This window comes from Secundilactobacillus mixtipabuli (assembly GCF_002217925.1).
Lineage (GTDB): Bacteria > Bacillota > Bacilli > Lactobacillales > Lactobacillaceae > Secundilactobacillus > Secundilactobacillus mixtipabuli.
The window spans coordinates 288,012-298,328 of record NZ_BCMF01000002.1 but is presented as its reverse complement, the minus strand read 5'-3'; the positions used below and the strand labels follow the sequence as shown (position 1 = coordinate 298,328).

Below are 10,317 nucleotides of genomic sequence, written 5' to 3'. Positions count from 1 at the left end.
GCTGAAAGCATCTAAGTGTGAAACTCGCCTCAAGATGAGATTTCCCATTCCTATATGGAAGTAAGACCCCTGAGAGATGATCAGGTAGATAGGCTAGAAGTGGAAGTGCAGCGATGCATGGAGCGGACTAGTACTAATCGGTCGAGGACTTAACCACGAGTAGTGGTGTTCATCGGTAAGAGAAAATGATATTGTCTAGTTTTGAGAGCATCAGTTCTCAATAGTGTGGTGGCGATAGCCTGAAGGATACACCTGTTCCCATGTCGAACACAGAAGTTAAGCTTCAGCACGCCAAGAGTAGTTGGGGGATCGCCCCCTGCGAGGGTAGGACGTTGCCACGCGACGTATCCGGCAAACTTTGTTGTTGGGATAACTCTTGAATTAAAAGTTTGTCCTCGACAGTTTGTCGGGGACTAATTGGAGAGTTGTCCGAGTTGGCCGAAGGAGCACCACTGGAAATGGTGTAAACGAGTAAAAGCTTGTTTCGAGGGTTCGAATCCCTCACTCTCCGTCAACAACTTTTGTATGACCCGTTGGTCAAGTGGTTAAGACACCGCCCTTTCACGGCGGTAACATGGGTTCGAATCCCGTACGGGTCATAAATCGATTATTGATTTATAATAGTTTCAAGAACATCTTGGAGGATTAGCTCAGTTGGGAGAGCGTCTGCCTTACAAGCAGAGGGTCACAGGTTCGAGCCCTGTATCCTCCATAAAAGATGGTCCGTTGGTCTAGCTGGTTAGGACGCCTGCCTGTCACGCAGGAGATCACGAGTTCGAGTCTCGTACGGACCGTTGTTAATTTATGATTAACAATATTTAAATAGAATGACATGGCTCGGTAGCTCAGTTGGTAGAGCAACGGATTGAAGCTCCGTGTGTCGGCGGTTCGATTCCGTCCCGCGCCATATATGGATGGGTAGCGAAGTCTGGCTAAACGCGGCGGACTGTAAATCCGCTCCTTCGGGTTCGGTGGTTCGAATCCACTCCCATCCACCATAGGGATATAGTATAACGGTAGTACATCGGTCTCCAAAACCGCTAGTGCGGGTTCGATTCCTGCTATCCCTGTTTTAGTATAATGGCGGTATTGGTGAAGTTTGGTTAACACACCGGATTGTGGTTCCGGCACGCGTGGGTTCGAGTCCCACATACCGCCCTTGATGATTGGGTTATAGCCAAGTGGTAAGGCAACGGACTTTGACTTCGTCATGCGCTGGTTCGAATCCAGCTAACCCAGTTTGGGGAGCCCATTGCATCATGATTATGGCGGTATAGCCAAGTGGTAAGGCAAAGGTCTGCAAAACCTCTATCGTCGGTTCGAATCCGATTACCGCCTTCCCTGAGTTAATGGGATGGCTATTGACTTAGTAATTTCAATATTAATATGCCGGAGTGGCGGAACTGGCAGACGCGCTGGACTCAAAATCCAGTGTCCGTTGAGGACGTGTGGGTTCGAACCCCACCTCCGGTATCCTATTGAACCAAGCAAAAGTTGCTTGGTTCTTTTTTTAGTACTTTTTAATTGTCTATACCAATAAAACATGTTATACTCTGCGTGCAATCTAATTGTGCATCATGTAAAAACAATAGAACTTTAGACACCATTAGGAGGTAACCGCAATGCTCTTCGGTGAAATCACACTGAAAGACCTGATTAACTCATATCTTAATCTATTGCATAACAGTCGGACGTTTTTAAAGAAGAATTGTCAGATAGATATCATCTTACATTTAAGCGATGATACCAATAATCATCAAATTGACGTTCGAAATGATCAACTTAAACAAGCTGAGGAACTCCTCATTTGTGAAGGTGTTGCAGCAGTAGAAGTGATTTATCGTGGGACACAGCTGAAAGCCTATCAAGCTTTTGCAATCTCAAATCGTCGGTATCGGCCAAAATACTTTGTCGGTTGGATGGGTAATCGTAAAGTCGATAAAGATTATTTTATTAGCCATATCGAGCCTGAAATACGTCGAATAGCCAAACCTTACGTTAATAGTGTGATCTTTCCCGGCCTGTTCGTATAGCCAAAAAGAGTTGGTACAAAACTGGACACGTTTTGTACCAACTCTTTATGTTTGTTGCAAGCTAAAGTCTAATCGTAATCGGTCTAAAATTAATTGATAGCTGCTACTCGGATCACCATGTAAAAGGTTTTGATGTTTAATAGGTAAATAGTTAATCTTGTTTAGAACGTTATCAGCGAGGGCATCAACAATATTGGCATCAATCAAATAGAGAGTCTGACTGTCCGCTGACTTGGGCAAACCGAATTCATGATCGATTTTCACTGATAGGTTGATATTCTGTGCGGTCAGCCAGGTGGCTAATCTGACACAGAATTGAGTCAGTAGGGCGGTATCTACTATCCGATTACCAGTAAGAGCCGGTTGATATTTTCCGGTCCAAATATCACCTACGATTTTTATTTGAGTCAATCAAAAGCCCCCAAGCTAAATGGTTATTGCACTATCATCATATGACAAAGTGGTTATCATCATAACTTTTGGCGGATAAGCTTTAGAAAGTTTTAACTATCGACTAATGATAAAAATGATCGACTGCAGTACTGCCGCAATCAGCAGGCCACGGGAAGGTGAAGGCTGCCACATAGCTTGGATTAAGAACCAGCTCAGTAAGACAACTGCTGAAACGATGATGATCATGGCGTTGAGGTGTAAAAAGATCAGCCAGATCAGGATTAAAATTGCAATTCCGCCAGGTAGCACAGCAAAACGGAAAATATTTTGAGGCAGAAAAAAATAATTGAATAACAGTAGCGGTAAGCAGATGGTGGTTAGATAACTGGTTGAGAGGTAGTCGTGGGATAACAGAAAGTTGCCAGCAGCTAAGCTTGCAAGTATAACTGCCATTAGAACGACACCTAGCTCATTATCAAACCATTTTGGAAAATAGCGAATCAGCAATAAAACAACAACAGCCAGACCATTAATGACATTGACCAAGTTTGGTAATTTAGGCACAGTGAAGATAATGAAGGCAATGGTCAATAACAATGTGATAGGGGCTGTTTTACTACGCGCTGAAGTTGTTCGGATAACGTACACGCAGGTGAAGATCAAAATCGTCGTCAATGCTAACAATAATAAAGGAAACTGTTGCGGCCTTGTGTAAGATTGGAATGAGTTGGCGTTTGCATAAAGCAATAAACCGCACATTTCGATGACCCCAAAAAACAAGCCCTGCAATAAACGTCGATGATGAACGATAAATGCTTCAATATTTTCTAACATATTCAGTAATTCCTTTTTTGGTGATATAGAATAGCTTACCATTTTCAAAATTTGGGTCAACTACCCAGAATTTCAGACGGGTTACATGGATTCTTTGAGTGCTGAAAAAATTGCGTTATTGTGGTAGAATATAAAAGTTATGAGTCTTCATTCCCGATAGGATTCACTAGCTTGACTTAGTGAAGATGCCTTGTAACCGAAAAATGATATTGGGGGAATTTTTACAATGCAAGAAAGACATTTATTTACTTCAGAATCCGTATCTGAAGGGCACCCAGATAAAATCGCTGATCAAATTAGTGATGCTATTTTAGACGCAATGTTAGCGCAAGATCCAGATGCACGTGTTGCTTGTGAGACATCAGTGACTACCGGTTTGGTTCTGGTATTTGGTGAAATCTCAACAACGGCTTACGTTGACATTCAGCACATTGTTCGTGAGACCATCAAAAAAATCGGCTATACCGATGGTAAATATGGTTTTGACGGTGATAATTGTGCGGTATTGGTTGCGATTGATGAACAATCACCAGACATTGCACAGGGTGTTAATGACGCGCTAGAACGGCGTGACGGCGATACTGATCCGCTCGATCAGATTGGTGCCGGTGATCAAGGACTGATGTTTGGGTATGCCATTGACGAAACACCTGAACTCATGCCCCTAGCCATTTCACTGGCACATCATTTGATGCAGCGAATTGCTAAGGTCCGTAAGGAAAATATCTTGGATTACCTCGGCCCAGATGCAAAGTCTGAAGTGACGGTTGAATATGATGATAATGGGAAGCCTTTACGGGTTGATACCGTTGTTTTGAGTACTCAGCATGCTGAGTCGGCAACGCTTGATCAAATCCGTAAAGATGTGATTGAGAAAGTCATTAAGCCAGTTATTCCAGCTAACTTATTGGATGACAACACCCGGTACTTGATCAACCCAACTGGCCGATTCGTGATTGGTGGTCCCCAAGGGGATGCTGGTTTGACCGGACGGAAGATTATCGTTGATACGTATGGCGGTTATGCTCATCATGGTGGGGGTGCCTTTTCCGGTAAGGACGCCACCAAAGTTGACCGTTCGGCTAGTTACGCTGCTCGCTATATTGCCAAAAACGTTGTGGCAGCTGGCTTAGCTCACCAAGTAGAAGTTCAATTGGCTTATGCGATTGGTGTTGCCCAACCGGTTTCCGTTTCTGTTAGTACCTTTGGGACTGGCAAAGTTTCTGAGATTGCTTTGACCAAAGCTATTCGTCAAATCTTCGACTTACGCCCAGCTGGTATTATTCAAATGTTAGATTTGAAACGGCCAATTTATGAGCAAACTGCTGCATATGGTCATTTCGGTCGAACCGATATTGATTTACCTTGGGAACATACTGATAAAGTCGATGAATTGAAAAGCGTGCTTAAACAGAGTCAATCAGTAAGCAAATAAATTCAAACGAATTTAACCAATAACGACTAACTTTCGGGCTGGTCGTTATTTTTGTGGCGGGGGTATTTGACCCTCAGACTGCGTTGGGGGTGCGGGCCAGCGCTAAGTGAGGAAATTTTTTATGAGTTCAAGCAAAACCAATGTCCCGTTAGTGACGGGCGCAATCTTCATTGCAACCTTTATGAGCGCAATCGAGGGGACGATTGTCTCAACTGCCATGCCGACCATTGTCGGTGATTTAAGCGGTGTTGCATTAATGAACTGGGTCTTCTCCATCTTTTTACTGACCAACGCCATGGCAACACCGATTTATGGCAAACTATCAGATATGTTTGGCCGAAAACGGTTATTCCTATTCGGTCTGGCAACCTTTATTATCGGTTCGACGTTATCCGGTATGTCTAATAGTATGACGGAACTGATTGTTTGGCGGGCAGTGCAGGGAATTGGTGCAGGCTCCATTATGCCGATTTCATTTACGATTATTGCTGATATTTATCCCTTTGAGAAACGGGCTAAAGTGATGGGATTCAATGGTTCTGCTTGGGGGATAGCCTCAATTGTGGCACCACTTTTGGGTGGCTTCATTGTTGACCAAATGTCGTGGCACTGGATTTTCTTTATCAATATTCCAGTGGGTCTACTAGCCATGGCTGGCATCTGGATCTTTTTAAAGGAAAAGCCCCGCAAGACAACTCAATCGTTGGATATTCTAGGTAGTGTCTGGCTTTCGGTTGCACTCTTAGCGCTGATGTTCGGCTTTCAGGTCTTAGGCGATACACAAATCAACTGGCTGAGTTTAGTGATTAGTTTAGTCATTTCGGTTCTGAGTTTCTGTGGTTTCATTCGTCAGGAAAGACGGGTGGATAATCCCATTATTCCACTGCAATTATTTAAGATCCGGACGTTTGTGACGCAAAATCTCGTTGCTGCGTTAATTAGTGGCTTTCTCATGGGATTTGAAGTTTATCTGCCAACCTGGACTCAGGGACTCTTAGGCTTACCAGCATCATTAGCGGGATTTGCAATTACGCCCAGTTCACTCATGTGGATCGTTGGCTCATTTATTGCAGGTAAGCTGTTATTGAACTGGACGCCGAAGCAGATCATCAATTTCAGCCTGACTTTTATTTTAGTCGGTGGGGTAGCAATGGCACTAGCTCCGCAGGATACACCGTTTTGGGTGTTCTTTGTGATTGCGGCAATCTGCGGGACGGGGTTTGGAACCACGATCACCACTTCAACGGTAACGGTTCAAAATCAAGTTCCTAAAGAAGATGTGGGTGTGGCAACATCATTGAATACACTTGCCCGAACGTTGGGACAAACGTTGATGATTTCAGTTTTTGGGATTATTATGAACGTTCAAATGGCAAAGGGGGTCGCCGCACACAAGGGGACTAATCTTGAAATGATGAACCGGCTGATCAATCCCCAAACAGCCAAGACCTTAGGCAGTCATTTACTTATACCGTTACGTCAGATTCTTTATAGCGGGTTACACTGGATTTTCATTGTGGCTTTAGGACTAGTCGTGTTGAGTTATGTCATTAATCAGCTTGATCGTCCGCATAAGCCTCAAGCCTGATATTTTTAAGTAAATGAAGTATAATTATTACCAGATATAAACAGAAAGTGAGACGATCTACGTGTTTGAAAACAATCGTCCTAGATACGCTAGTTTTGGCATCGTCAATTCCTTACCTGGCGAAATTATTGATCAAATTTGGTACATCATCGATAATAATTTACAAGGCATGTTTCAACTGAATGAAATTATTAGTTTCAACCTTACCAACCATAATAATCATTTAACCTTTGATTTTATCCAGCAGGAAAGTGTTGTCGCAAGTTTTGATACACCGTTTCCTTATGCTGAAAGTTTTCCGGGTTCACTGTGGGTTTATGATGATGGTACAAGTCAAATCGTCATGCTGCCTAAAGAAGAGATGTAAGAGTGTGTGACACAACTCGGTAGGTTCCAGAATTTAACGTTTTTGGATGGCTAATAGAAATGGTGGCTGGTGAATTTGATTGATAAAGCCGTAGTGTAAAACTTGGTATTGATGCTGATCCATTCCCTTAGCGTACGCTAAAACCGCTTCTTTCTCTTGTTCACCACCAGGATGACCATAGTAAACGACTAAAGCGACAATGCCACCACGTCGCAAATGTTTTAAACAGGTGTTCAAGGCTTTAAGGGTGGTGTCAGCATGAGTAATAATCGTTTTATTGCTCCCGGGTAGATAACCTAAATTAAAGAGGGCAGCACTGATCGGTTGCTGCGGTTCTAAATATTGTTCGAGGTGTTCGTGGCCGTCATGAATTAATTGCACTTGGCGGGTCAGTCCTGTGAGTGTTAACTGCGTGGCAGTGTTATCTAGCGCTTGCTGCTGAATGTCAAAGCCCAACACATGCCCAGTTGGACCCACCAAGTTAGCCAAAAAAAGGGTATCATTACCGTTGCCGACGGTGGCATCAATCACGGTGTTACCATGACCAATAATGGGTTGCAATAAAGTATGACTGTACTTAACGGCTGGTTCGAGATTCATATGAAAAGTTCCTTTCAAACGTGACGTTAGTTTTATTATACTGGTTAATCTGGGATGGGGGGAAAGTGATGAGTATTTTGCCCGTTAAAGCAGGACGGCACTTCTCCAGGGGTACTTGCTTCTCTACCTTAAATTTGGTACTATAAAATCACTGAACAAAAATTAAAGACTGATGAGGACTAGTAGGTGGACGCCGTCGTTCAGAAAGCGGATGGTTGTTGCGAATTCGTCGATGGTACACTGAACTCGTCTCTGAGTTTTTCAACTGAACTGAAGTAAGTTGAGACGTGATTTTCGCGTTACGAAATATTGAGTGCCCATATTAATGGGAATGTTAGGTGGTACCGCGGAAATTCCGTCCTACAAGAAACGTTGTTTTCTTGTAGGCTTTTTTAGTATTCAGCTGGTACATATGAGAAAGGGAGCGTATTGGTTTGGCTTACAATCACAGTATTATTGAACGAAAATGGCAGCATTATTGGAAAGAGCACAAAACATTTAAAACTTCTGATGAGGAATCAAAGCCGAAGTTTTATGCCCTAGACATGTTTCCATATCCATCTGGTCAGGGACTTCACGTTGGTCATCCTGAGGGCTATACAGCTACGGATATTGTTTCTCGGATGAAGCGGATGCAGGGTTACAATGTTTTGCATCCAATGGGCTGGGACGCCTTTGGTTTGCCCGCAGAACAATATGCTTTAAAGACCGGTCATAATCCTAAGGACTTTACGGCTCAAAACATTAAGACCTTCAAGCGTCAAATTAAGTCATTAGGCTTTTCATATGACTGGGACCGCGAAGTCAACACCACTGATCCGGCTTATTACAAGTGGACCCAGTGGATCTTTGAACAATTATACAAAAAGGGCCTCGCTTACGAAGATAAGATCATGGTGAACTGGGCTCCTGACTTCATGGGCGGTACCGTGGTTGCCAACGAAGAAGTTGTTGATGGTAAGACTGAACGTGGCGGCTACCCAGTATACCGGGTACCAATGACGCAATGGGTCTTGCGGATCACGAAGTATGCTGACCGTTTGCTTAAGGATTTGGATGACCTTGATTGGCCTGAAAGTATTAAGGAGCAGCAACGTAACTGGATCGGCCGTTCTGAAGGCGCCAGCGTGTTCTTTAAAGTTGCTGGGCACGAGGACAAGCAGATTGAAGTTTATACGACCCGTCCTGATACTTTGTTTGGTGCTTCCTACATGGTCTTAGCACCAGAACACGACATCGTTGATCAGATTACGACACCTGAGCATGTTAAAGAAGTTGCTGCTTACAAGGAAGAAATTGAATCTCGTTCTGATTTGGAACGAACCGATTTAAACAAGAATAAGACCGGTGTGTTCACTGGTGCTTATGGCATCAACCCAATCAACGGTGAAAAGCTGCCAATCTGGATCGGTGACTACGTCTTGGCCTCTTACGGGACTGGTGCAATCATGGCCGTTCCTGCTCATGATGATCGTGACTACGAATTTGCCCACAAATTCAACCTGCCAATTAAGCCAGTGATCGAAGGCGGCAACATCGAAGAAGCTGCTTATACTGGTGACGGCCAGCATATTAACTCAGGTTTCCTGAATGGTATGGACAAGAAGACGGCGATCAAAGCGGCTACTGACTGGTTGGAAGAGCACAATGCCGGCAAGAAGAAGGTCAACTACCGTCTGCGTGACTGGATCTTCTCTCGCCAACGTTACTGGGGCGAACCAATTCCAGTGATCCACTGGGAAGATGGCGAAACCACGTTAGTCCCTGAAGACGAGTTACCATTGCGCCTGCCTGCTACCAAGCAGCTGGAACCTTCCGGTACTGGTGAAAGTCCATTAGCTAACGTAGACGATTGGGTCAACGTGGTGGATAAGAACGGCCGCAAAGGGAAACGTGAAACCAATACCATGCCGCAATGGGCTGGTAGTTCATGGTACTTCCTGCGCTACATCGATCCAAAGAACGACAAGATGATTGCCGATCCAGAAAAGCTGAAGTACTGGCTGCCCGTTGACCTGTACATTGGTGGTGCGGAACATGCCGTGCTGCATTTGCTGTATGCCCGGTTCTGGCACAAATTCTTGTACGATCTTGGAGTCGTTCCAACTAAGGAACCGTTCCAGAAACTGGTTAACCAAGGCATGATTCTTGGGACTAACCACGAAAAGATGTCTAAGTCTAAGGGCAACGTGGTTAACCCAGATGAGATCGTCGATAAATACGGTGCCGATACGCTACGGGTTTACGAAATGTTTATGGGACCTTTGGAAGGCTCTAAGCCTTGGAGTACTGAAGGTATCGCCGGTTCTTATCGTTGGCTGGATCGTGTATGGCGGCTGATGATCGACGATAACAACCATCTACGTGACCGTGTTACCACCATTAATGATGGCAAACTTGACTTGATCTATAACCAAACGGTTAAGACCGTGACTGAAGACATGAAAGAACTGCGGTTTAACGTGGCGATTTCTCAAATGATGGTCTTCGTTAACGAAGCCTATAAAGCAGATAGTCTGCCATTAGTTTACATGGAAGGCTTGGTCAAGATGCTGGCACCAATTGCCCCTCACATTACTGAGGAACTTTGGTCAATCATGGGCCACGACAAGACGATTGCCTATGCCAAATGGCCAACCTACGATGAATCAAAACTGGTGGTCGATCAAATCGAAATGGCCGTACAGGTGAACGGTAAAGTCCGTGGTCACATCAAGGTTGCAACTGATGCAGATCAAGAGACGGTTAAAGCTGCTGCATTAGCGGACGATGAAATCAAAGCCTTCACGGATGGTCACGATGTGAGAAAAGTGATTGTCGTGCCAAAGAAAATCGTTAATATTGTTGTTAGTAAATAATTAAAAGTAAGCGCGTCTGTTAGTTAGGCGTGGTAAACGAAAGAACCTGAAAACCGATCATTCTATTGGCCGGTTTTCAGGTTCTTTTTGTGTTTAAAAGGATACCAAAGTGGTTGCCACCAAAAATTTACTTAAGATAAGGAGGGGATAACGAGTTAAATCGATTTAAACACGAACATTAAACATACAAGTAATTGAATAGTTCGATT

General features: G+C 44.0%; 8 protein-coding genes, 11 tRNA genes, 2 rRNA genes, 1 riboswitch and 1 other annotated feature. Of the genes, 18 read left to right on the top strand and 3 right to left on the bottom strand.

Going from position 1 to position 10,317, the window contains the following annotated elements:
- From IWT5_RS02775 to IWT5_RS02710, 14 genes are all read left to right on the top strand, one after another.
- A 23S ribosomal RNA gene (locus IWT5_RS02775) occupies positions 1-157 on the top strand; the annotation flags it as partial.
- A 67-nt stretch (positions 158-224) separates the two neighbouring features.
- A 5S ribosomal RNA gene (gene rrf / locus IWT5_RS02770) occupies positions 225-341 on the top strand.
- Positions 342-419: 78 nt separating this feature from the next.
- Positions 420-511: transfer RNA gene (locus IWT5_RS02765), tRNA-Ser, on the top strand.
- 16 nt (positions 512-527) lie between these two features.
- Positions 528-599 (top strand) — tRNA-Glu (locus IWT5_RS02760).
- Between the two features lie 40 nt (positions 600-639).
- A tRNA-Val gene (locus IWT5_RS02755) sits at positions 640-712 on the top strand.
- A gap of 8 nt (positions 713-720) precedes the next feature.
- Positions 721-794 (top strand) — tRNA-Asp (locus IWT5_RS02750).
- Between the two features lie 40 nt (positions 795-834).
- Positions 835-907: transfer RNA gene (locus IWT5_RS02745), tRNA-Phe, on the top strand.
- Between the two features lie 5 nt (positions 908-912).
- Positions 913-998, top strand: a tRNA-Tyr gene (locus tag IWT5_RS02740).
- Position 999: 1 nt separating this feature from the next.
- Positions 1,000-1,070 (top strand) — tRNA-Trp (locus IWT5_RS02735).
- Between the two features lie 13 nt (positions 1,071-1,083).
- Positions 1,084-1,158 (top strand) — tRNA-His (locus IWT5_RS02730).
- A 9-nt stretch (positions 1,159-1,167) separates the two neighbouring features.
- Positions 1,168-1,239: transfer RNA gene (locus IWT5_RS02725), tRNA-Gln, on the top strand.
- 28 nt (positions 1,240-1,267) lie between these two features.
- Positions 1,268-1,338: transfer RNA gene (locus tag IWT5_RS02720), tRNA-Cys, on the top strand.
- Between the two features lie 50 nt (positions 1,339-1,388).
- Positions 1,389-1,473: transfer RNA gene (locus tag IWT5_RS02715), tRNA-Leu, on the top strand.
- 149 nt (positions 1,474-1,622) lie between these two features.
- Positions 1,623-2,033, top strand: coding sequence for a hypothetical protein (locus tag IWT5_RS02710; protein ID WP_089108413.1), 411 nt, complete (start codon positions 1,623-1,625; stop codon positions 2,031-2,033).
- A gap of 45 nt (positions 2,034-2,078) precedes the next feature.
- Here IWT5_RS02710 and IWT5_RS02705 read toward each other — a convergent pair whose 3' ends face one another.
- Both IWT5_RS02705 and IWT5_RS02700 read right to left on the bottom strand, forming a co-directional pair.
- Positions 2,079-2,444 (bottom strand): hypothetical protein, encoded by a 366-nt coding sequence (locus tag IWT5_RS02705; RefSeq protein WP_089108412.1) that lies wholly within the window; start codon positions 2,442-2,444, stop codon positions 2,079-2,081.
- 96 nt (positions 2,445-2,540) lie between these two features.
- Positions 2,541-3,260: a hypothetical protein gene (locus IWT5_RS02700; protein WP_089108411.1), complete on the bottom strand. Its 720-nt coding sequence runs from the start codon at positions 3,258-3,260 to the stop codon at positions 2,541-2,543.
- A 132-nt stretch (positions 3,261-3,392) separates the two neighbouring features.
- Positions 3,393-3,489: riboswitch (SMK box riboswitch) on the top strand.
- Here IWT5_RS02700 and metK point away from each other — a divergent pair.
- The 3 genes from metK to IWT5_RS02685 all read left to right on the top strand — a co-directional run bounded on the left by metK (position 3,487) and on the right by IWT5_RS02685 (position 6,650).
- On the top strand, positions 3,487-4,695 hold the full coding sequence (gene metK / locus IWT5_RS02695) for a methionine adenosyltransferase (RefSeq protein WP_089108410.1): 1,209 nt from the start codon (positions 3,487-3,489) through the stop codon (positions 4,693-4,695). (Overlaps the previous riboswitch by 3 nt.)
- 121 nt (positions 4,696-4,816) lie before the next feature.
- Complete coding sequence (locus tag IWT5_RS02690) at positions 4,817-6,283, top strand: MDR family MFS transporter (RefSeq protein WP_089108409.1); 1,467 nt, start codon at positions 4,817-4,819, stop codon at positions 6,281-6,283.
- Between the two features lie 61 nt (positions 6,284-6,344).
- Positions 6,345-6,650 carry a DUF960 domain-containing protein gene (locus IWT5_RS02685; RefSeq protein WP_089108408.1) on the top strand — a complete coding sequence of 102 codons (306 nt, stop codon included), beginning with the start codon at positions 6,345-6,347 and terminating at the stop codon, positions 6,648-6,650.
- A gap of 33 nt (positions 6,651-6,683) precedes the next feature.
- Here IWT5_RS02685 and mnmM read toward each other — a convergent pair whose 3' ends face one another.
- Entirely contained in the window at positions 6,684-7,250 is a 567-nt protein-coding gene (mnmM, locus tag IWT5_RS02680; protein ID WP_089108407.1) for a tRNA 5-(aminomethyl)-2-thiouridylate-methyltransferase MnmM, read from the bottom strand.
- A 162-nt stretch (positions 7,251-7,412) separates the two neighbouring features.
- Positions 7,413-7,616: a binding site (T-box leader), on the top strand.
- Positions 7,617-7,684: 68 nt separating this feature from the next.
- Here mnmM and leuS point away from each other — a divergent pair.
- Entirely contained in the window at positions 7,685-10,108 is a 2,424-nt protein-coding gene (leuS, locus tag IWT5_RS02675; protein WP_089108406.1) for a leucine--tRNA ligase, read from the top strand.
- Positions 10,109-10,317: the final 209 nt, after the last annotated feature.

Coding starts and splice junctions, on each gene's coding strand:
- IWT5_RS02690 (WP_089108409.1), top strand. CDS start 4,817: ATGAGTTCAAGCAAAACCAATGTCCCGTTAGTGACGGGCGCAATCTTC.
- metK (WP_089108410.1), top strand. CDS start 3,487: ATGCAAGAAAGACATTTATTTACTTCAGAATCCGTATCTGAAGGGCAC.
- IWT5_RS02700 (WP_089108411.1), bottom strand. CDS start 3,260: ATGTTAGAAAATATTGAAGCATTTATCGTTCATCATCGACGTTTATTG.
- mnmM (WP_089108407.1), bottom strand. CDS start 7,250: ATGAATCTCGAACCAGCCGTTAAGTACAGTCATACTTTATTGCAACCC.
- IWT5_RS02710 (WP_089108413.1), top strand. CDS start 1,623: ATGCTCTTCGGTGAAATCACACTGAAAGACCTGATTAACTCATATCTT.